The 19,778-nt window shown below is 73.8% G+C and carries 17 protein-coding genes; 12 read left to right on the top strand and 5 right to left on the bottom strand.

What is annotated here, in order from left to right:
* Positions 1 to 142: 142 nt before the first annotated feature.
* From AB0H81_RS34655 to AB0H81_RS34645, 3 genes are all read right to left on the bottom strand, one after another.
* The gene (locus tag AB0H81_RS34655; protein WP_358383324.1) at positions 143 to 619 is read right to left on the bottom strand and encodes an Rrf2 family transcriptional regulator; all 477 of its coding nucleotides are present in this window, start codon (positions 617 to 619) and stop codon (positions 143 to 145) included.
* 63 nt (positions 620 to 682) lie between these two features.
* A complete protein-coding gene (locus tag AB0H81_RS34650) occupies positions 683 to 1,246 on the bottom strand; it encodes a hemerythrin domain-containing protein (RefSeq protein WP_358383322.1) in 564 nt (187 codons plus the stop codon).
* A 70-nt stretch (positions 1,247 to 1,316) separates the two neighbouring features.
* On the bottom strand, positions 1,317 to 2,348 hold the full coding sequence (locus AB0H81_RS34645) for an Lrp/AsnC family transcriptional regulator (RefSeq protein ID WP_358383320.1): 1,032 nt from the start codon (positions 2,346 to 2,348) through the stop codon (positions 1,317 to 1,319).
* 131 nt (positions 2,349 to 2,479) lie between these two features.
* Here AB0H81_RS34645 and AB0H81_RS34640 point away from each other — a divergent pair, with 131 nt between their 5' ends.
* The 5 genes from AB0H81_RS34640 to AB0H81_RS34620 all read left to right on the top strand — a co-directional run bounded on the left by AB0H81_RS34640 (position 2,480) and on the right by AB0H81_RS34620 (position 8,676).
* On the top strand, positions 2,480 to 4,042 hold the full coding sequence (locus AB0H81_RS34640; protein WP_358383317.1) for an MFS transporter: 1,563 nt from the start codon (positions 2,480 to 2,482) through the stop codon (positions 4,040 to 4,042).
* A gap of 79 nt (positions 4,043 to 4,121) precedes the next feature.
* Positions 4,122 to 5,840, top strand: coding sequence for an AMP-binding protein (locus AB0H81_RS34635; RefSeq protein ID WP_358383314.1), 1,719 nt, complete (start codon positions 4,122 to 4,124; stop codon positions 5,838 to 5,840).
* A 119-nt stretch (positions 5,841 to 5,959) separates the two neighbouring features.
* Positions 5,960 to 6,982 carry a Rieske 2Fe-2S domain-containing protein gene (locus AB0H81_RS34630; RefSeq protein ID WP_358383311.1) on the top strand — a complete coding sequence of 341 codons (1,023 nt, stop codon included), beginning with the start codon at positions 5,960 to 5,962 and terminating at the stop codon, positions 6,980 to 6,982.
* Complete coding sequence (locus AB0H81_RS34625; protein ID WP_358383308.1) at positions 6,975 to 8,222, top strand: cytochrome P450; 1,248 nt, start codon at positions 6,975 to 6,977, stop codon at positions 8,220 to 8,222. Before AB0H81_RS34630 ends, AB0H81_RS34625 begins: the two co-directional genes overlap by 8 nt.
* 22 nt (positions 8,223 to 8,244) lie before the next feature.
* Complete coding sequence (locus AB0H81_RS34620) at positions 8,245 to 8,676, top strand: DUF3237 domain-containing protein (protein ID WP_358383306.1); 432 nt, start codon at positions 8,245 to 8,247, stop codon at positions 8,674 to 8,676.
* Positions 8,677 to 8,717: 41 nt separating this feature from the next.
* On the opposite strand, the gene AB0H81_RS34615 is transcribed toward AB0H81_RS34620, so the two are convergent.
* On the bottom strand, positions 8,718 to 9,803 hold the full coding sequence (locus AB0H81_RS34615; protein WP_358383303.1) for a Zn-dependent alcohol dehydrogenase: 1,086 nt from the start codon (positions 9,801 to 9,803) through the stop codon (positions 8,718 to 8,720).
* A gap of 154 nt (positions 9,804 to 9,957) precedes the next feature.
* Between AB0H81_RS34615 and AB0H81_RS34610 the strand changes: the two genes are divergently transcribed.
* The 4 genes from AB0H81_RS34610 (at position 9,958) to AB0H81_RS34595 (ending at position 15,405) form a co-directional block, all read left to right on the top strand.
* Complete coding sequence (locus AB0H81_RS34610) at positions 9,958 to 11,388, top strand: aldehyde dehydrogenase (protein ID WP_358383301.1); 1,431 nt, start codon at positions 9,958 to 9,960, stop codon at positions 11,386 to 11,388.
* 3 nt (positions 11,389 to 11,391) lie between these two features.
* Positions 11,392 to 13,545: an aminotransferase class III-fold pyridoxal phosphate-dependent enzyme gene (locus AB0H81_RS34605; protein ID WP_358383298.1), complete on the top strand. Its 2,154-nt coding sequence runs from the start codon at positions 11,392 to 11,394 to the stop codon at positions 13,543 to 13,545.
* On the top strand, positions 13,523 to 14,656 hold the full coding sequence (locus AB0H81_RS34600; protein WP_358383296.1) for an acyl-CoA dehydrogenase family protein: 1,134 nt from the start codon (positions 13,523 to 13,525) through the stop codon (positions 14,654 to 14,656). The genes AB0H81_RS34605 and AB0H81_RS34600 overlap by 23 nt, the downstream gene beginning before the upstream one ends.
* 68 nt (positions 14,657 to 14,724) lie before the next feature.
* Positions 14,725 to 15,405 carry a hemerythrin domain-containing protein gene (locus AB0H81_RS34595; RefSeq protein WP_358383293.1) on the top strand — a complete coding sequence of 227 codons (681 nt, stop codon included), beginning with the start codon at positions 14,725 to 14,727 and terminating at the stop codon, positions 15,403 to 15,405.
* Between the two features lie 75 nt (positions 15,406 to 15,480).
* Here AB0H81_RS34595 and AB0H81_RS34590 read toward each other — a convergent pair whose 3' ends face one another.
* Positions 15,481 to 15,975 carry an SRPBCC family protein gene (locus AB0H81_RS34590; protein ID WP_358383290.1) on the bottom strand — a complete coding sequence of 165 codons (495 nt, stop codon included), beginning with the start codon at positions 15,973 to 15,975 and terminating at the stop codon, positions 15,481 to 15,483.
* Between the two features lie 458 nt (positions 15,976 to 16,433).
* Here AB0H81_RS34590 and AB0H81_RS34585 point away from each other — a divergent pair, with 458 nt between their 5' ends.
* The 3 genes from AB0H81_RS34585 to hypF form a co-directional block, all read left to right on the top strand.
* The gene (locus AB0H81_RS34585; protein ID WP_358383287.1) at positions 16,434 to 17,450 is read left to right on the top strand and encodes a HypC/HybG/HupF family hydrogenase formation chaperone; all 1,017 of its coding nucleotides are present in this window, start codon (positions 16,434 to 16,436) and stop codon (positions 17,448 to 17,450) included.
* Positions 17,447 to 18,073 (top strand): SIS domain-containing protein, encoded by a 627-nt coding sequence (locus AB0H81_RS34580; protein ID WP_358383284.1) that lies wholly within the window; start codon positions 17,447 to 17,449, stop codon positions 18,071 to 18,073. Before AB0H81_RS34585 ends, AB0H81_RS34580 begins: the two co-directional genes overlap by 4 nt.
* Positions 18,070 to 19,778, top strand: a 1,709-nt coding sequence (gene hypF / locus AB0H81_RS34575) for a carbamoyltransferase HypF (RefSeq protein ID WP_358383281.1), incomplete at its 3' end; no start/stop codon positions are given. The genes AB0H81_RS34580 and hypF, both read left to right, overlap by 4 nt.

Below are 19,778 nucleotides of genomic sequence, written 5' to 3'. Positions count from 1 at the left end.
GATCGAGCCGACCTTGGCGGTGATGAGGCCGGAGCCGGTCTCCTTCTTCGCCTTGACCGTGAAGTACCCCTGGTCGGTGGGTGCCACCTCGAACACGCCGGGTCAGCGGGTTGTGCGGACGGTGGTGGGGTGGTCCGCCGGGTCAGCCCTTCAGGCGGCTGTAGTTGCGGCGGGTGCGTTCGGCGCCCGCCGGGGCGTGCGCCATCAGGTCGGCGATCGTCTGGGCGGCCAGCTCGCGCCGCCAGGCCAGCTCGGCGCGGCGCATCGCGGTCGCGATCCCGCACGGGCGGGCGAACTCCTTCCCGGCGCCCTCGCCGCCCACGCCGCGCTGCCGGATCTCGTCGCAGCGGAACGGCTCCAGAGGGCCCTGCATGGCGGTGACGACGTCCATGAGGGTGATCCGCTCCGGCGGCCGGGCCAGGGAGAAGCCGCCCCTGGCCCCCGGTGCGGAGGCCAGGATGCCGGCCCGGGCGAGGGCCTGCAGGCGCTTCTTCAGGTACTCCTGCGGCAGGTCGAACCAGGCGGCCAGCCTGCGAATGGACACGGGCCCCTCGTCACGCAGCCAGGCCAGGGTCACGCAGCAGTGCAGGCCCCACTCGACTCCTTCACCCATGTGCATACCGGGACTATAGATGTCCCGGTTCAGTATGGGCCAGCCCGGGATCCCCCCGGGCTGGTCAGGTCAGGACTTGCCGCGGCCGGTGAGGGCGTCCCTCAGGCGGTCGACGAGGCCCGCTCCGGGCGCCAGCAACTTGTTGAAGGGCGGCTTGTCCGGCGCGGACGGATGCGGCCGGGTGGGCGCCACCTTCTTCGCCCGCTCGACCTTGGCCCCCAGCTCGGTGAGCTCCTCGGCCGAGCAGGACGCCCGCAGCTTCGGGAACAGCTCCCCTTCCTCCTCCTGGACGTGGTGACGGATCTCCCGCATCAGCTTCTCCATGACCGGCCAGAAGTCCTCGTCCCCGGGCTCCAGCTTCTCCAGCCGCTTCATGGTCTCCTCGGCCTCGGCGTGCTCGGCGGTCTCGCGGTCGGCCAGCTCGTCGCCGCCCTCGACGTGCTCGCGCACCGCCGGATACAGGTACGCCTCCTCGGCCACCGCGTGGCGTACGAGCTCGATGACCACCTGCTCGGCCAGCGTCTTCGGCCGCTCGTCGATGGCGCCGATCATCGTGTCCAGCTCCGCGAACATCTGCTCGACCTCGCGGTGGTCGGTCACCAGCACGCTGATCACGTCCTGCTGCTCAGCCATGTCGCACCTCCTCGTTTCCCGCCCCTGCCCACCCGGGCCTCACTCCCGCCCCTGCCCACCCCGGCCTGACTCACGCCCCGGCCCGGCGGGGCCGCGTCCAGGTGGCGGGGAGGTGGCCGGCCGCCTTGAGGGTGGCGTGGACGGGGGCGGTCTCCAGCGTCCGCACGCCGCCGAGGGCGCCGAGCCGGTGGACGAGGTACCGGTGCAGGTCGGCGGGGCCGGAGCACAGGGCGTGGGCGAGCAGGTTGGTGCTCCCCGTCGTGGCGATGACCACGGCCAGCTCGTGGTGGCCGGCCAGGGCGGTGGCCACCCGGTCCAGGTCGCCGGGCGCGACCGCCATCCACAGCAGGGCCTGGGTCGTGACGCCGTACGCGGAGGCGTCGATCTCCACGTCGAAGAACAGGACGCCGCGGGCGCGCAGGTCGGCCAGGCGGCGCGCCGCCGTGGCCTGCGACCAGCCGGTGACGGCGGCCAGGTCGGCGTGGGTCGCCCGGCCGTCGTGACGCAACGCGTCGATCAGCGCGTGGTCCGCGCCGCTCAGCCGGTCCGGGCTCGCGAGCCGGTCCGCCACCTTGAGCCCGTCGGCGTCCGCCGGCCGGGCGGGGGTGGAGACGGCGGGAAGTGCCGGGCGCAGACGCTTCGACTGCTCTTCGTCGAGGGTCTGGAGGCGTCCGTGCCAGGCGGCCGGCCCGCCCAGGTACGTGTGGAGCGCGCAGTGGGCCGAGACCGCGGTGATGCCGGCGCGGCGGGGGATGTCGTGGAGCAGGGGCGGGCTGGTCGCGTCCGGCGCGTGGACGATCGCGAAGATCTCCGTGCCCCCGGAGGTCAGCTTGACCCAGGAGGTGTCGGCGCGGCGCGCCAGCGAGTGGGCCAGGGCCCGGGAGGCGGCCGGCGTGGTGCTGAGGCGCACCACCCACTGCGTGTGGCCGGAGCGGCCGTGGTCGGCCAGGCCCACCACGCGCAGCCCCGCCTCACGGCGCAGCCGCTGGTAGCGCCGCGTCACCGTCTGCGGGGACACGTCCAGGACCTCGGCGATCCGGCTGAACGGGGCCCGGCCGTCGATGTGCAGGGCATGGACCAGGGCGCGATCCACATCATCCATGTGACCAGGATTCCTCATGTCCGGCGGCTTTGATGGCGGAAATCCTCAGTTCGCACCGTCCGGCTGGAAGGTCCTCGCCCGCCGATCGACCCTGTTCCCGCAGGAACGAACACCGAGGAAGAGGGAGAGGGATGCTCCTCCACGACGACGGCCTCCATCATGACGGCCTCCATCATGACGGCCCGGCCGGCCGGCGGCGCTGGGCCGGGCTGGCCGCGCTGCTGGTCGCCGAGGCCATGAACCTCCTGGACGCGACGATCGTGACGGTCGCCGCGCCGGTCGTCCACGCCGACCTGGGCGGGGACGCCTCCGCCATCCCGTGGTTCAACGCCGCCTACACGCTGCCGTTCGCCGTGCTGCTGATCACCGGCGGGCGGTTGGGCGACCTGGCCGGGCGGCGGCGGGTGTTCGCCCTGGGCGTGGCCGGGTTCGCGCTCGCCTCGGTGGCCTGCGCCCTCGCGCCCGACATGGGGACGCTCATCGGTCTCCGCGCGGTCCAGGGCGCCGCCGCGGCGCTGGTCATCCCGCAGACCATCGGCCTGATCCGCGCGATGTTCGACGGCGCGGAGCTGGCCAAGGCCATGGGGAGCATCGGGCCGGTGATGGGGCTGGCCGCCGTCGCCGGGCCCGTCCTCGGCGCCGTGCTCACGCACGCCGACCTGTTCGGCTCGTCGTGGCGGGCGGCCTTCCTGGTCAACGTGCCGCTGGCCGCCGCCGTGCTCGCCGCCGTCCCGCTGCTGCCGGGGCGGGGGGCGTCCGCGGGGCGGGTGGCGTCCGAAAGAGCGGGACGTGGGGCGGGGCGGCCCCGGCTCGACGGGACCGGCACCGTGATCGCGGGGCTGGGGACCGGCCTGGTCGTCTTCCCCCTCATCCAGGAGGACGCCGCCGGCGGGCCGGCGCGGGGCTGGATCATGGCGCTCGCGGGCGTCGCGCTCCTCGCGGGCTTCGGCTTCCAGCAGCGCCACCGGGCGCGGGCCGGGCGTGCCGGGCTGGTGGAGGCGAGCCTGTTCCGCGACCGCGGCTTCCCGGCCGCGCTGGCCACCTCGGCCCTGTTCTTCGCGGCGATGAACGGGCTGTCGCTCGTGGTCGTCCTGGAGGTCCAGCTCGGCCTCGGGCGGGACGTCCTGACCGCCGGGCTCGCCCTGCTGCCCTGGTCGGCGGCCATGGGAGTCGCCTCATGGGTGGCCGGCGCCCGCCTGGTGCCCCGGTACGGGCGGCGGGTGATGTTCGCCGGGCTGGCCGTCATGCTCGCCGGCCTGGCGATCATCGTCACCGCCTACCAGCCCGCCGCGACCGCCGGGACGCTCTGGTTGGTGGCGGCGGGGCTGGCCGTCGCGGGCGCCGGCAACGGCCTGTTCACCACCCCGTTCTTCACCGCCGCCCTGTCCCGGGTCCGGCCCCACGAGACGGGGTCGGCCGCCGGGCTGCTCAACGCCGTTCAGCAGGCCGGGGCGACACTCGGCACGGCCGTCCTCGGCGGCGCCTACCTGCGCGCCCTGGCCGCCGGTGCCGGGACGGCGGGCACGTACGCGGGCGCCGGGCACGTGCCCGCCGCCCGATGGGCCTTCCTGCTGGGCGCCGGGCTGCTGGCCGCCACGGCCGTCGCCGCCGCCCTCATGCGCGACCACCGGCCCGCGGACGGTGCCGGGAACCACTCCAATCAAGCGCTTGCTAGGCAGGCGGGTGAGGGTTAGTCTGCGGCTGCGCGGCGGTGCCGTCGTCCACGGCGGCGCCGTTCCCCGCGATGGGATCACCGGACAGGGGAGTGCTCTGATGGAGTTCAACCACGCCGACCTGTTCGAGGCCCTGGCCGACGGCATGGGCGACCGCCGGGCCCTCGTCAGCCCCGACGCCTTCGGCCGTACCCGCGAGCTCACCTTCGCGCAGCTCGACGCCGAGGCCGACGCGCTCGCCCACGCCCTGCTCGACGCCGGGCTCGGGCCGGGTGACCACGTGGGGCTGCAGATGTTCAACTGCGTGGAGCACATCGCGGCCGTCCTCGCCGCGCTCAAGATCCGCGCCGTGCCGGTCAACGTGAACTACCGCTACGTCGAGGACGAACTGGTCTACCTCTACACCGACGCGGAGCTCAAGGCCCTCCTCTACGACGGCGAGCTGGCGGATCGCGTGGCCCCGGCCGTCGCCCGGTTCTCGCCGCCCCACGGTCCGGCCGGCGGCGACGCGGGCGAGGGGCGGCCCACCGGCGAGAGGCTCGCCGGGGGGCGGCTCATCGAGGTGGGCGTCGAGAGCGGGGCGGTGCCCGGAGCGGTCAGGTACGAGCGTGCCGTGGCCGGACGGGCGGGCTCAGGGCGGGCGGACCCTGGAGGGGCGGAGTCAGGGCGCGCGGGCTCGGGACGGGCGGGGGCGCGCGTCCCCGGCCCGCGCTCGGGCGGCGACCTGTTCATCATCTACACCGGCGGCACCACCGGTTTCCCCAAGGGAGTGATGTGGCGGGTCGAGGATCTGCTCAGGGCGTTCTGGCACAACTACACGCCCTTCCCCGCGACCCCGGAGGAGCTCGTCGAGACGGCGAAGAGCGGCGGCCCCCTGGTGATGATGCCGGTCGCGCCGCTGATCCACGGCGCGGCGCAGGTCGCCACGTTCATCGGCTGGTGGCTCGGCGCGACGATCTGCTACGTCCGCAGGTTCGACGCCGCGGACGTGCTGCGGACCATCGCGCGCCACCGGGTGAACACCATCAACATCACCGGCGACGCGATGGCCCGCCCGTTGGCCGAGGAACTGGCTTCCGGCGCCCACGACGTGTCGTCCCTGCTGGTGATCAGCTCGACCAGCGCGCTGCTGTCCGGCCCGGTGCGCGACCGGCTGGCGGAGCTGCTGCCGAACGTAGGGATTCTCGACAACTTCGGCTCCACCGAGTCCGGCTACACCGCCTCCGGCGTGAGTGGCGGCGAGGCGGGGGAGGGCCTGCGCTACCGGGCCAACGACCCCGGGCTCACCGTCCTCGACGAGCGGCTGCGGCCGGTCGAGCCCGGATCCGGCGTGATCGGGCAGGTCGCCAGGAGCGGCCCGATCGCGCTCGGCTACTGGAAGGACCCCGGCAAGACCGGGCGCACCTTCGTCACCGACGCCGAAGGGGTGCGGTGGCTGCTCACCGGCGACATGGCCACCGTGGAGAAGGACGGCACCATCGCCGTCCTGGGACGCGGCTCGCAGTGCATCAACACCGGCGGCGAGAAGGTGTACGCCGAGGAGGTCGAGGCCGTGCTGAAGGGCCACCCGGACGTCTTCGACGCGGTGGTCACCGGTATCCCGGACGAGCGCTTCGGCAGCCGCGTCGCCGCGGTCGTCGAGCCGCGCGAGGGGACCCGGCCCACGGCCGCGCAACTGGACGCCCACTGCCGCCGCAGCCTGTCCGGCTACAAGGTGCCGAGGACGTACGCGTTCGTCCCCCGGATGACCCGTTCACCCGCGGGGAAGGCCGACTACCGCTGGGCGAAGGAGACCGCGCAAGCCGCGGCAACATCATAGAACTCGTTCTAGCTAACGCCATTTACGGCGTCTACTATCGGAAACAATCCGTTCTTTCTGAACGGCCTGTCGAAGGCGCGAGACAGGTGTCCGCTGAATTCACAGCCTTCGGAGGACCGATGTCGGTTCCGCGTTATCCCATGCAGCCGTATCCGACGAGCTGGTACCGCGTCGCCGATTCCGCCGACGTCGTGCCCGGCGCCGTCAAGGGCGTCCACTACTTCGGCCGGGACCTCGTCGTCTTCCGCGACGAGCGGGGCGCGCCCGTCGTGGCCGACGCCCACTGCCCCCACCTGGGCGCCAACCTGGCGGTGGGCGGACGCATCGAGGAGGGCGCGCTCGTGTGCCCGTTCCACTCCTGGCGCTACGACGGCACCGGGCGGTGCGTCGGCATCCCGTACACCGACCGGATCCCGCAGCAGGCGCGGCTGCGGACCTACCCGGCCTGCGAGATCAACGGCGTCGTCGCCGTCTACTACGACGAGCTCGGCAGGGATCCCGAGTGGACGGTCCCGGAGATCCCCGAGTACGACTCCACCGAGCACTGGACCGGCCACATCACGAAGATCTGGAAGATCCGCACCCACCTGCAGGAGATCTTCGACAACGCCGCCGACGCCGCCCACCAGCAGACCCTGCACGCCGCCACGGAGATCCTCTCCTACGACGCCGAGCCGGACGGCGTGTACTTCCGCGGCCAGTTCACCGGCACCTACGACGCCGGCGACGGCCTGCCGGAGCAGCAGGCGTGGTCGCGCAACGCGTACCTGCACGCCGGGCTCGGCTTCAGCCAGATCGACAGCAAGCTCGACTACAACGGCCTGGTCATCGACCGGCAGATCCACTCGTGCTTCACGCCCGTCGACGAGGAGCACATCGACTTCGTGATGTACCAGCGCACCCGGCGGCTGGACGACGACGACCTGACCGAGCTGATCCACCAGATGACGGCCCAGCACACCTGGCGCTCCATCGAGGAGGACATCCCGATCTGGGAGAACAAGGTGTTCCGCCCCCTGCCGAGCCGCACGGCGTTCGCGGGCGACGCGCGGCCCGCCCACCTGTGCGACAAGGAGGGCGACATCGCGAAGACGCGCCACTGGGCCCGCCAGTTCTACACGGACGCGGCCTGCGGTGTCTGACGCCTCCGCGCGCCCGCACGCGGCGGAACCGGCGAACGGGTCGCGGGACGCGACGGGCGGCGCGGCGCCGTTCCCGTTCGCGCCCGGCGCGTACTTCCAGCCGCCCCCCGAGTACGGCCGGCTGCGCGAGACCTGCCCGCTCGCGCCGGTCGTGATGCCGAGCGGGACCCCGGCCCGCCTCGCGCTGCGCCATGCCGACGTCAGGGAGGCCTTGGGCGACCCGCGCTTCACCCGCGACCTCACCTTCCCCGGCGCTCCGCGCTTCGCGCCGGGGCTGAGCGTGGACGACGACCCGTTCTCGATCTCCAACATGGACCCGCCGGAGCACAGCAGGCTGCGGCGGATCGCGTCGAGCGCCTTCACCCCGCGCCGGGTCGCCTCCTGGCGGCCCCGGGTGGAGGAGATCGCCGAGGAGCTGGCGGACGGGTTCGGCGCGCCGCCCGTGGACCTGGTGGAGGCGTACGCGCTGCCGCTGCCCACGCTGGTCATCTGCGAGCTGCTCGGTGTGCCCGCGGCCGACCGGGACCGCTTCCGGGCCTGGTCGGACGCGTTCCTGTCCACCTCCGAGCTGGCGGAGGACGAGCGGGTCGAGCAGTTCGGCCGGTTCCTGGACTACGCCGCCGCCCTGGTGGCAGAGCGGCGGGCCACGCCCGGCGGCGGCCTGCTCGACGCGATGATCGAGGCCACCGACCAGGGCGCCACGTTCACCGAGGACGAGCTGGTCCACATGGTGGTGACGCTCATCCTGGCCGGTCACGAGACGACCCGGACGATGATCGCGCGCGGGATGTTCACGCTGCTGCGCCACCCGGAGCAGTACCTCATGCTGTGCCGGGGCGAGGCGTCCGTGGCGGGGGCCGTCGAGGAGATCCTGCGCTTCGACGTGCCCGCCGACGCCGCGCTGCTCCGCCTGGCCAGGCAGGCGGTGGCGCTGCCCGCGGGGCCGGTGGGCCCGGGGGAGGTGGTCATCCCCGTGCTCGCCTCGGCGAACCGCGACCCTGGCCTGTTCGACCGGCCGGACGTCTTCGACGTGACCCGCGCCGACAACCCGCACCTCGCCTTCGGCCACGGCCCGCACTACTGCATGGGCGCCAACCTGGCCCGCATGGAGCTGGAGGTGGCCGTCGGCACGCTCGCCCGCCGCCATCCGGCCCTGCGTCTGGCCGCGGCCCCCGAGGAGATCCGCTGGACCGACGGCGGGCTCATGCACGGGCCGCGCGCCCTGCCCGTCACCTTCTGATTCCCTGAAAGGACCCCGCACCATGGCGATAGAGCTGATCCCGCTGTGCACCGCCCAGCTCCGCATGAGCACGCCCATCGACCTCGGCCCGACGCCGACCGGGCAGCGCGTGGTCGCCGAGATCGAGGACGCGACCTTCACCGGCGAGCGCTTCTCGGCCAAGCTCGCCGGCCGCGCCGCCGCCGACTGGTTCACCGCCGGCCCGTCGGGGGCCATCGGCACGCCCGACGTCCGGCTCACCGTCCAGACCGATGACGGCGCCCACGTGCTCATCCGCTACACCGGCCGCTTCGACACCAGCGGCGACCTGGCCGCCGCCGTGGCCTACATCGCGCCGCTGTTCGAGACCGGCGACGAGCGCTACCAGTGGCTGGCGGGCGTCCAGGCGGTCGGCAAGGGCGGCCTGTCGGCCGACTTCACGAGCCTGGACTACGAGATCTACGAGCTCAGGTAGCCGCTTCGGCGGGGGCGCGAACCCCCGCCGGGGGAGCGGGGTCAGTCGAAGAGCACCACCTGGCGGATCACGTCTCCGCCCTTGTCCAGGGCCAGGACGGCGTCCGCCAGGTCCTCGAAGCCGATGCGGCGGGTGATGAGGCTCTCCAGGTCCAGCCGGCCGGCCCGCCACAGGTCGACGAACCGCCTGGCGTCGCGGCGCAGGTCGGAGCAGCCGTAGATGGAGCTCAGGATGTTCTTGCCGTCGAACAGCAGGGAGAAGGCGTCGATCTCGACCTGGTCGTCCACGGCGCCCGCGCCCACGACCACCACGTCGCCGCCGCGCCTGGCGGCCTGCCAGGCGGCCTTGACGGTGCTCGACCGGCCGACGGCCTCGAAGGCGTGGTCGAAGCCGCGCCCGCCGGTGAGCAGGCCCTTGACCGCCTCCATCTGCTCCGGCGTGGTCGCGTGGGTGGCGCCGAAGCGCCGGGCGGCCTCGTGCTTGGCCTCGATCGGGTCCACGGCCAGGATGGTCGCCGCGCCGGCCAGCCGCGCCCCCTGGATGACCGACAGCCCGATGCCGCCCGCGCCGATGACCACGACGGAGGCGCCCTCCTCGACCCGGGCCGTGTTGATGACCGCGCCCACGCCGGTCGCGACCGCGCAGCTCAGCAGCGCGGCCAGCTCGAACGGCACGTCCGGGTCGATCTTGATCGCGGCCTGGGCGGGGACGACGAGCTCCTCGGCCCAGGCGCCCAGGCCGCCGAAGCCGAAGCACGGGGTGCCGTCGCCGAGGCGGAAGCGCGGCTTGGTGAAGCCCTCGAGGACGTACGTGATGCAGAGGTACGGCTGGCCGCCCAGGCAGTCGGCGCAGGAGCCGCAGGGCGGGATGAACGAAAGGATCACGTGGTCGCCCGGCGCGAGCCCGGTCACCTGGGAGCCGGCTTCCACGACCTCGCCCGCCGCCTCGTGGCCGAGCACCGCGGGCAGGGAGGCGGGCAGGACGCCCTTGAGCGCCGACACGTCGGAGTGGCAGACGCCGGTGGCCCGGACGCGGACCCTGACCTCGCCCGGGTCGGGCCCGGCGACGGTGACGTCGTCGCGCAGTTCGAGGGCGGCACCGGGCTCGTGAACTAATGCGGCGCGCATGGGCTGTTCCTCCCCGGACGGGATTCTGGCTTTTCCTGGTAGAACCTGTTTCAAGATGGATGTATTGTCGCCTGGTAGCTATATTTCAAGCAAGCGTTTGGTCAGATCGGGACGGGGACGGGCGCGAGTCCCCTCTTCGTGAGGAGAGGCGGAAGTGCACGAGTACACCCAGCTCTACATCGGGGGCGGCTGGACGGCCCCGGCCACGAGCGAGGTCATCGAGGTCGTGTCCCCCCACACCGAGGAGACCGTCGGCAGGGTGCCCGAGGGCTCGCCGGCCGACATGGACCGCGCCGTCGCCGCGGCCAGGGAGGCGTTCGACACCGGCCCGTGGCCGCGGATGTCACCGGCGGAGCGGGCCGAGGCACTGGGCCGGCTCGCCACCGCGTACGAGGCCAGGCAGGGCGAGATGGCCGAGACCATCACCGCCGAGATGGGCTGCACGCTCGCCTTCTCCCAGCTCGCCCAGGCCCCTATGGCCCACATGGTGCTGTCGTTCTACGCCGGCCTCGGCGACTCGCTGGTCGTGGAGAGCGAGCGGCAGGGCGTGTTCGCGCCCATCACCGTCCGGCGCGAGCCGGTCGGCGTCGTCGCCGCCATCGTGCCGTGGAACACCCCGCAGTTCCTCACCATGACCAAGATGGCGCCCGCCCTGCTCGCCGGCTGCGCGGTCGTCGTCAAGCCGGCCCCCGAGACGCCGCTCGACGCGCAGATCCTGGCCGAGCTGGTCGACGAGGCGGGCCTGCCGCCGGGAGTGGTCAGCATCGTCCCGGCCGGCCGCGAGACCGGCGAGCACCTCGTCCGGCACCCGGGCGTGGACAAGGTGGCCTTCACCGGCTCCACCGCCGCGGGCCGGCGCATCGGCGCCATCTGCGCCGAGCAGGTCAGGCGGTGCAGCCTGGAACTCGGCGGCAAGTCCGCGGCCATCCTGCTCGACGACGCCGACCTCGACGCCTACATCGGCTGGCTGCCGATGACCTCGTTCATCGTCAGCGGCCAGGGCTGCATCGCGCAGACCCGGGTGCTGGTCCAGCGCGACCGCGTGCAGGAGGTGCTCGACCGCCTGTCGGAGGCGTGCCGGGCGATGCGGATGGGCGACCCGTTCGACCCCGCCACCGAGATCGGCCCCCTGGCCACCGCGCGGCAGCGCGACAAGGTCGAGGGCTACATCCGGCTGGGCCAGGAGGAGGGCGCCAAGCTCGTCGCCGGCGGCGGGCGCCGGGGGTTCGAGCGCGGCTGGTACGTCGAGCCCACCGTGTTCCTGGGCGACAACACCATGCGCGTGGCCCGCGAGGAGATCTTCGGCCCGGTCCTCGTCGTCATCCCGTACGAGGACGAGGAGGAAGCGGTCCGGCTGGCCAACGACAGCGAGTACGGCCTCGGCGGCTCGGTGTGGACCAGGGACGCCGAGCGCGGCCTCGCCGTCGCGCGGCGGGTGCGCACCGGGGTGTGCGCGGTGAACGGCTTCCTCCTGGACCCGACCGCGCCGTTCGGCGGCTTCAAGGCCAGCGGCATGGGACGCGAGATGGGCCCGGAAGGGCTCGACGGCTACCTGGAGTACAAGTCCATCCCGCGGATGGGGTGAGCCATGGCGCCGTCCGTCTTCCGCGGGGCCGACTCGGGGACGCTGAAGGCCGTCGCGGACTTCAACCAGCTCAAGCGCCCCAACATGATCCTCACCAACGCGTTCATGAACGCCGAGCAGGCCAAGCTCTCCTACCTGCTCGACCGGCTCGCCGGCCCCGGCCGCTTCTACTCCTTCTTCGCCAACTCCACCCTCGAAGCGCTGGCCGGCGCGATCAAGCTGGCCCGTCACGCGTCCGTCCGCCGCCGCCGCGCCGACGCGGGACGCGTCCTCTTCCTGGAGGACACGCCCCGGTACGCGCCGTTCTTCGACCCGGTGGGGACGGGCCCGGAGCGCGCGCTCGTGCCCGGCGTCCACGTCGTCTCCGACGCCGCGGCCGCCCTCACCCTGCTGGAGCGGCGGGAATGGGCGGCCGTGATCCTCGTGCGCACCCGCTGCGGCGAGGAGGAGGAGCGGGTCCGGGCCGCGCTGCTCGACCGGGCGGCCCGCCGCGGGACCCTGCGCATCGTCTGCAACAGCGAGCTGGACCTCTGGGAGCCCGGCTTCTTCGCCGGTCCGCCCGCCGACGTCCACGTCCTCGGCGAGAACCTCACCGAGCGGCAGGTGCCGTTCGGCTGCTTCCTCATGTCCGAGCCGACGTACGAGGTGTGGAACAACGCCCGCGACAGCCTCGCCCACACCTCCACCTTCGGCGGCAACGGCCTATGCCTGTCGGTGGTGCTCGACGCGCTGCGCCGGCACGGCCACGTGGACGCGACCGCCGCCGCGCGCCTCGACCGGATCGACCTGAGCATGCGGGAGCGCGTCGACACCTTCCGCGACCACGTCAACCCCGTCGTCGCCCAGGGCATGGAGATGTCCGGCTTCGCCCTCGAAGTGGTCGAGGCCGACGGCGCCCGGCTCACACTCGGCGACGGCACCGTCGTCCTGGACTGCGCCGGCGGCGGCGGTGTCAGCATGCGCGGGCACAACCCGCCCGACCTGGTGGACGGGGTGCTGACCGGGCACGAGCCCGGCGCCGACCACTTCGCCGCCCTCGAAGGGCTCCTCGCGCGGCTCACGTCCTTCCCGCACGCCTTCCCCGCCGTCAGCGGCGCCACCGCCGTCGACGTGGCCGTCTCGCTCGGGCTCATGGCGGGCGCGCCCCGCACGCGCGTGGTGACCTTCACCGGCAACTTCTCCGGCAAGACGCTGATCTCACTGAACCTCAGCAAGTACGGCCAGCAGCACACCGAGTCCGACCGCGAGGCGTTCCGCCCGTACTACTTCGACCTGGTCTACGTCGACCCCTTCGCCCCCGGGGCCGCCGCCCGGTTCGAGGAGGAGGTGCGCGGCGGCGAGGTTGCCCTGGTCTGGCTGGAGGTCATCCAGGGCATGATGTGCCGGCCGCTCCCCGGTGACCTGCTCGCCGCCGTGGCGCGGCTCAAGGACGAGCACGGCTACCTCATCGGGGTGGACGAGGTGCTCACCGGCGGCTGGCGGACCGGGATCGGCTTCCTCGCGCACCCGGGCGTCATCCCGAACGCGGACGTCGTCACCCTGGCCAAACCGCTCAGCGACACCACCCTGCCCATGGGCGCCGCGCTGGTCACCGGCGAGGTGCTGCGCCGGGCCACAGCGCGCGACGGCGAGCACGTCGAACGGCTGCGTCACCACTACCGCAACGCCCTGTCGGCGCACATCGCGGTCCACGCCCTGCAACAGGCGGTGGACCCCGCCGTCCAGGAGGAGCGGGCCCGCTGCCAGCGGATCCTCGAGGAAGGCCTGGCCGAGGTGGCGGCGCGCTCACGCCTGTTCGACCGCGTCGCCGGGACGGGCGGCCTGCTCCGCCTCGTCCTGCGGCGGCGCTGGTTCCCGTTCGGCATGCGCTCCCAGCTCGGGCAGCTCCTGGAGGCCGGGCTGTCGGCGATGATCATGCGGGACTGCGGGCTGCTGGTGATGCAGCTCAGGTTCTTCCCCCGGGTCCTCGCCAAGGAGGACGAGGTGCGGCGCATCGTCGACGAGCTGCGCCGCGGCACCCGCCGCTACACGCCGCTGACCGTCTACCGGTTCGTCGCGGGCCAGGTCCTGTCGTTCGTCGCCGCGCAGATCGCGCACGGCGTGAAGGAGAGCCTCAGGGAGAGGAGGAGGCGCCGTGCGAAGCCTGGAGGTCGCTAGGGAGACGGCCGAGCGCCACCTGCCCGGACTGTGCGCGGCCCTGTCCGAGCTGCCCCTGCTCGACCTGGAGAAGCCCGGCAACCCGGGCATCGCCCTGTTCCGCGCCCACGGCGGTCCCGCCCTGCTCGTACCCGAGGAGCACGGCGGCGTGGGCGCCTCCCCGGTCGAGGTGATGCGCACGATCACGGCAGTGGCCTCGTGCTCGCCGTCGCTGGCCGTCGGCACGGCCATGCACCACTTCACGGTGGCCACGCTGTACGAGGTGGTGGCCGCCAACCCCGAGGCCCTGGAGACGATCCTGCTCCAGGAGATCGCGGCCAAGGGGCTGCTCATCTCCTCGGGCGGCGCCGAGGGGCGCACCGGGCAGAGCATCGTGGCGCCGTCCATGGCAGCCGTCCCGGTCGACGGCGGCTACCTGGTCAACGGCAGCAAGAAGCCGTGCAGCCTGGCCCGTTCCATGGACCTGCTGAGCGCCACCGTCGCCCTGCCCGGCGGCGACGACGGGCCCGCGCTCGGCATGATGGTCGTGCCCGCCGACCTGCCCGGCATCAGCGTCCACCCGTTCTGGAGGAGCGAGATCCTGGCCGGCGCGGAGAGCGAGGAGGTCAGGCTCACCGACGTCGAGGTGGCCGAGGACTTCGTCGTCCGCCCCGACCTCGACGACCCCAGCGGCGTCGACGCGCTCACGGCCATCGCCTTCGTCTGGTTCCAGTGCATGATCTCCGCCGTCTACCTGGGGGCGGCGGCCGCCCTGGCCGAGCGCGTCTTCCGGGAGCGCCGCGGAGGGACGGCCGGCCGGGCGGCGCTCGGCGTGCGCCTCGACACGGCGACGTGCCTGGTCGAGGGGCTCGCCCGGCTCGTCGAGGGACGCGACTTCGGTGACGACGCCCTGGCCAAGGCGGTCATCAGCCGTTTCGCCGTACAGGACGCGATCACCGACGCGGCCGCGCAGGCCGCCGAACTGCTCGGCGGGATGGCCTTCATCCGGTCGCCGGAGATCGCCTACCTGCTCGCGGCCTGCCGGCCGCTCGCCTTCCACCCGCCCTCGCGCACGGCCTGCCTGGAGGGGCTGGCCGACTACTTCGAGGGCCGCCCGTTCAGAATCGCCTGACGTTTCGTACGGACCTGGGGCTCGTACGGACCTGATGCCTGCTCGGAATCGCCTGACGGAGGAACGCCATGACGGCAGTGACCCCACGGCGCGAGGGCGCCCCCGAGGTCGACCTGACGGTCGGCTACGTCGAGCACCGCGCCATCCGCGCCGACCTGCTGCGGCTCGTGACCACGCTGGACTCCCCGGACGCGTCCCGCATGCCCGTGCGCCGGGCCGCGGCCGTCCGCACCTACATCGACCACCTGATCTTCGCCACGGTCCGGCACCACAGCATCGAGGACGAGGGCCTGTGGCCCCTGTTGGGCGCCGCGACCCGGGCGGCCGGCGTCACGATGGACCTCGACGAGTTCAGCGCCGACCACGAGGTGCTGGACGCGCTGCTGGAGCGCGCGGGCGCGGAGGCGGCCCGCTTCGCCGCCGACCCGGCCAAGGGCGCCCGGCCGCTGGCCGGGACGGTCAAGGAGCTGCGCGAGCTGCTCGAACGGCACCTGGGCAAGGAGGAGGAGGTCATCTTCCCCGCGGTCACCCGGTACGTCTCCGTCGAGGACTACCAGCGCTTCGAGCTGGAGGCGCGCAAGCGGTACTCGGTGAAGGACCTGACGTTCATGGGGCCGTGGCTGGCCAAGTACGCCTCACGCGCGGAACGCGACAGCACGCTGGCGCCCAACGCCTTCTACCGGACGATGCTGGCCCTGGGCCGCTTCGGCTACCGATCCCTGGAATGCCGCGCCTTCGGCACCACCTGAACCGGCTTGGGGCGCCGCTTCAGGGGCGCGGCTTCAGGGTCGCCGCTTCAGGGGCGCGGCTTGAGAGTCGCCGCTTCAGGGTCGCCGCTCCACGGCGGCGGCCTCGGCGGCGGCCTTGAGCCGCTCCAGGGTCCGCGCGATGTTGCGGGAGTTGGCCGCCTTGCGGTCGTGGACGCCGGTCAGCACCGGGCCGATGACGTGGCTGATCACGAAGCCGCGCCCGTCCCAGGCGCTCTCGGTGACCGTGCAGCCCGCGTCGGTGGGCGTGATGCGGTACTCCCACCGGGCCAGGCCGGGCACCACCTCCCAGGCGAACAGACGGCCCGGCACGGCGTCGCGCACCTCGCTGACCGTGAACCAGCGGAAGAACCCGTTGCGGTTGACGCCCAGGAACCTCGCGCCCGGTGCCGGGCCGGTCGCCCCGCCCATCCAGCGGCACGACACGCACTCCGCGGCCCAGGACGGCAGCCGGGGCACGTCGCTGACCAGTTCGTAGACCACCTCGGCGGGGGCCGCCACCTCGACGCTCAGGGACACGTCGGGCGCACGGCCGGCGGCCAGTCGGGGCATCGCGGTCCCTCTCTCCAGCAAGCGCTTGGTTGCCTCCACCAAGCTTACCGCCCCCCACCCCCACCCGCCACCGCCTCCGGCCCTCACCACCGTTCACGCCCCCGACCCTCACCCGCACCGCCACAAGGCCCTGACACCCGCCCCGGACCCTCACCGGTTGCCGCACGGCCGTGCACCCTTGCCTGTCGTCCGGGCCCGCTCTCGTTACCCCCTTTGTCCGGGGCCGCCCCCGCTACCTCGCCTTCGGCCACGCTCGCCACGCGCCTCGTCCGCCGCCAGTGCCGACCGGCGGGGCCGCGGGTGGCGGACGTGGCAGGCGCCGCGACCCGCCGGGCGGCCGAACCCTGCCCCAACCCGAAACCTGTCCCAACATTGACGCGACGCGGGGACGCGCACACCCCGGCCGCGTCGCGGCGCCGATGAGCATGTCTGCTGAGGCACCACCACGGGGGACGCGCATGGCCATCGAACCAGGGACAGCCGAACGCCTGCTGGAGCAGGCCGCCGCGCGCCGGATCGCGCCCGGCCGGGCGCTGGCCCGTGACGCCGGGCTGATCGCCGCCGCTGCCCGGGACATGGCGGCGCGGTTCCGCCGCGGGGGGAAGCTCGTCACGCTCGGCGACGGGGCGGCGGCGGCCGACGCGGGGCACGTGGCCGTGGAGTTCACCCATCCGGTGATCGTGGGCAAGCGGGCGCTGCCGGCGATCTCGCTGGCCGGGGACGCGGCGGCGCTCAGCGGCACCGCCGGGGGGAGCGGGCCCGAGGCCGGGTTCGCCGCCCAGGTCAGGACGTTCGGCCGGTCGGAGGACATCGCGCTGGGCGTGCTGACCCGCGAGGACGACCGCCGCGTGCGGGACGGGCTCGCGGCGGCCCGCGAACGGGGCCTGCTCACCGTCGCCCTGACCACCGCCCCGCCGACCGCCCTGACCACCACCCCGCCGACCGCTCTGACGAGCGTCCCGCCGACGGTCCCGCCGACTGCCCTTGCGCCGTCCGGACCCCTGCCTGAGGGAGCGGGCCGGTCGGCCGGCGCGGTCGTCGCCGATCATGTGCTGACCGTGTGGTGCGACGATCCGCTCGTCGCCCGGGAGCTGTACATGACGGCCTACCACCTGCTCTGGGAGCTGGTGCACGTCGTCCTCGACGAGCCCGAGGAGGGGGCGGCCCCGGCCGTGTGCGACACCGGTGGCACGTGCGTGACGTGCTCCGACACGGCCGTGCCCGTGCGCGTCACCGAGCTGCGCCCCGGCGGGCTCGCCCTCGTCGACACCGGCGAGGGCGGCGTCGAGGAGGTCAGCGTCGCCCTGGTGGAGGCGCGGGCCGGCGACGTCGTCCTGGTCCACGCAAAGGAGGCCATCGTGGTGCTCGACAGCGAAGCAGCTGGAACGGCGCCCGACAGCGAAGCGGTCGAAGCGGCGCTCGACGGTGGAGCGGTGCTCGGCGGTGAAGCGGTGCTCGGCGGTGACGTCTCGTGAGCTCGTTCTACCCGTTCCTCGCTCCCGACGGCGACGCCGGGAAGGACCTCGTCCGCTCCACCGAGGACAAGGCGGCCGAGAGCCTGGAGCTGCGCCTGTGCGTGCTCGCCGCGCTCGTGCCGGACATGACCGCCTGCGCCGCGGCCATGGCGGCCGCCTTCCGGGCCGGGGGCACGCTGTTCGCGTTCGGCAACGGCGGCAGCAGCACCGACGCCCAGGCCGTCGCCCAGGTGTTCCGCACGCCGCACGGGGAGGCCCCGGGCGTCCCGGCGATCTGCCTGACCGGTGACGCCGCGCTGCTGACCGCGCTGGCCAACGACGTCGCTTTCGACGTGGTCTTCGCCCGGCAGCTCGCCGCGCTCGGCCGTCCCGGAGACGTGGCGATGGCCCTGTCCACCAGCGGCGGGTCCGTCAACGTGCTGCGCGGCCTGGAGCAGGCCCGCCGCGCCGGCATGGTCACGGTCGGCCTCGCCGGGGCGGGCGGCGGCCGGATGGCGGAGGAGGGCCTGGCCGACCACCTGTTCGTCATCCCTTCGTCGTCGGTGCACCGGGTCCAGGAGGCGCAGACGACCCTCTGCCACGTCCTGCGCGAGTTGGTCGGGCGGGAGCCGGTGCCGGCGTGAGCGAGCGGGTGCGCTCCCTCATCCGGGTCGAGGGCGTCGTGCAGGGGGTCGGCTTCCGGCCGTTCGTGCACGCCCTCGCCTCCCGGTACGGGCTGGCGGGGCTGGTCGGCAACGACGGCGGCGGGGTGTTCATCGAGGCGGAGGGCCCGCCCGCGGCCGTCGCCGCGCTGGTGGAGGCGGTGCGTGAACGGGCCCCCGTGCTGGCCGTCGTCGAGCGGGTCAGCGTGAGCGCCGTGCCGCCGACCGGGGACGGCGGCTTCCGCATCGTGCCCAGCGTCGCCGGCGGCACCGGGCGGGCGCTCGTCCCGCCGGACGTGGCCACCTGCGACGACTGCCTGGCAGAGCTGTTCGACCCGGCCGACCGCCGCTTCCGGTACCCGTTCGTCAACTGCGTCAACTGCGGGCCCCGCTTCACGATCATCACCGCGGTGCCGTACGACCGGGCGGTCACCACGATGGCGGGCTTCGCCCTGTGCGCCGCCTGCGCCCGCGAGTACCACGACCCGGCCGACCGCCGTTTCCACGCCCAGCCCACGTGCTGCCCCGCCTGCGGCCCCCGCCTGTCGCTGCGCGCGCCGGACGGCACGCCGCTCCCCGGCGACCCGCTCACGGAGGCGGCGGCCCTGGTCGCGGGCGGCGCCGTGGTGGCCGTCAAGGGGCTCGGCGGCTACCACCTGGCGGCCGACGCCTCGTCCGAGGACGCGGTCGCCGCCTTGAGGGCGCGCAAGCGGCGCCCGGACAAGGCGTTCGCCGTGATGGCGGCGAACCTGTCCGCCTCGCGGGAGCTCTGCGAGGTCGGCGAGGCCGCCGCCGGCCTGCTGACCGGGCCGGGCCGGCCCATCGTGCTGCTGCCCCGGCGGGCCGGCGCGCCGGTCGCGCCCTCGGTGGCGCCCGACGGCCCCGACCTGGGCGTGCTGCTGCCGTACACGCCGCTGCACCACCTGCTCTGCCGAGAGCTGGCCCGGCCGTACGTGCTGACCAGCGGGAACCTGGCCGACGAGCCGATCGCGCACGACGACGAGGACGCGCTGCGGCGGCTCGGCGGCGTCGCCGACGCGTTCCTGTGCCACGACCGGCCCATCCACGCTCCCGCCGACGACTCCGTGCTGCGCGTCTTCCGCGGCGCGCCGGTGCAGGTGCGCAGGTCACGCGGGTACGCCCCCGAGGCGATCACGCTGCCGTGGCCGTTCAGCCGGCCCGTGCTGGCCTGCGGCGCCGAGCAGAAGAGCACCTTCTGCCTCGGCCAGGGCCACCGCGCGGTGCTGTCGCAGCACCTCGGCGACCTGGAGAGCCACCTGGCCCTGCGCGCGTACACCGGCGAGATCGAGCGGCTGCGGCGGCTGCTCGGCGTCGAGCCGGAGGTCGTCGCGTACGACCCGCACCCGGAGTACCTGCCGACGAAGTACGCGCTGGAGCTCGACGGAGTGGACGTCGTCGCGGTCCAGCACCACCACGCCCACATCGCCTCGTGCCTGGCCGACAACGGCGAGCCGGGGCCGGTCGTCGGGGTGGCGTTCGACGGCACAGGCCACGGGCCCGACGGCACGATCTGGGGCGGCGAACTGCTGGTGGCGAGCCTCGCGGGGTACGAGCGGGCCGGTCACCTGGAGCGGGTGCCGCTGCCGGGCGGGGTGACAGCCATCCGCCAGCCGTGGCGGATGGCGGCCGCCTACCTGGGAGCGGTGGGCGAGCCGGTGGACGGACT

The sequence above is a fragment of the Nonomuraea sp. NPDC050691 genome (genome assembly GCF_040654455.1).
Taxonomy (GTDB): Bacteria; Actinomycetota; Actinomycetes; order Streptosporangiales; family Streptosporangiaceae; genus Nonomuraea.
Note: the sequence above shows the minus strand (reverse complement) of the source record. Positions and strands in the feature narration are given on the sequence as shown.

Coding starts and splice junctions, on each gene's coding strand:
- AB0H81_RS34585 (WP_358383287.1), top strand. CDS start 16,434: ATGGCCATCGAACCAGGGACAGCCGAACGCCTGCTGGAGCAGGCCGCC.
- AB0H81_RS34615 (WP_358383303.1), bottom strand. CDS start 9,803: ATGCGCGCCGCATTAGTTCACGAGCCCGGTGCCGCCCTCGAACTGCGC.
- AB0H81_RS34605 (WP_358383298.1), top strand. CDS start 11,392: ATGGCGCCGTCCGTCTTCCGCGGGGCCGACTCGGGGACGCTGAAGGCC.
- AB0H81_RS34590 (WP_358383290.1), bottom strand. CDS start 15,975: ATGCCCCGACTGGCCGCCGGCCGTGCGCCCGACGTGTCCCTGAGCGTC.
- AB0H81_RS34595 (WP_358383293.1), top strand. CDS start 14,725: ATGACGGCAGTGACCCCACGGCGCGAGGGCGCCCCCGAGGTCGACCTG.
- AB0H81_RS34635 (WP_358383314.1), top strand. CDS start 4,122: ATGGAGTTCAACCACGCCGACCTGTTCGAGGCCCTGGCCGACGGCATG.
- AB0H81_RS34640 (WP_358383317.1), top strand. CDS start 2,480: ATGCTCCTCCACGACGACGGCCTCCATCATGACGGCCTCCATCATGAC.
- AB0H81_RS34650 (WP_358383322.1), bottom strand. CDS start 1,246: ATGGCTGAGCAGCAGGACGTGATCAGCGTGCTGGTGACCGACCACCGC.
- AB0H81_RS34630 (WP_358383311.1), top strand. CDS start 5,960: ATGTCGGTTCCGCGTTATCCCATGCAGCCGTATCCGACGAGCTGGTAC.
- AB0H81_RS34645 (WP_358383320.1), bottom strand. CDS start 2,348: ATGGATGATGTGGATCGCGCCCTGGTCCATGCCCTGCACATCGACGGC.
- AB0H81_RS34620 (WP_358383306.1), top strand. CDS start 8,245: ATGGCGATAGAGCTGATCCCGCTGTGCACCGCCCAGCTCCGCATGAGC.
- AB0H81_RS34655 (WP_358383324.1), bottom strand. CDS start 619: ATGCACATGGGTGAAGGAGTCGAGTGGGGCCTGCACTGCTGCGTGACC.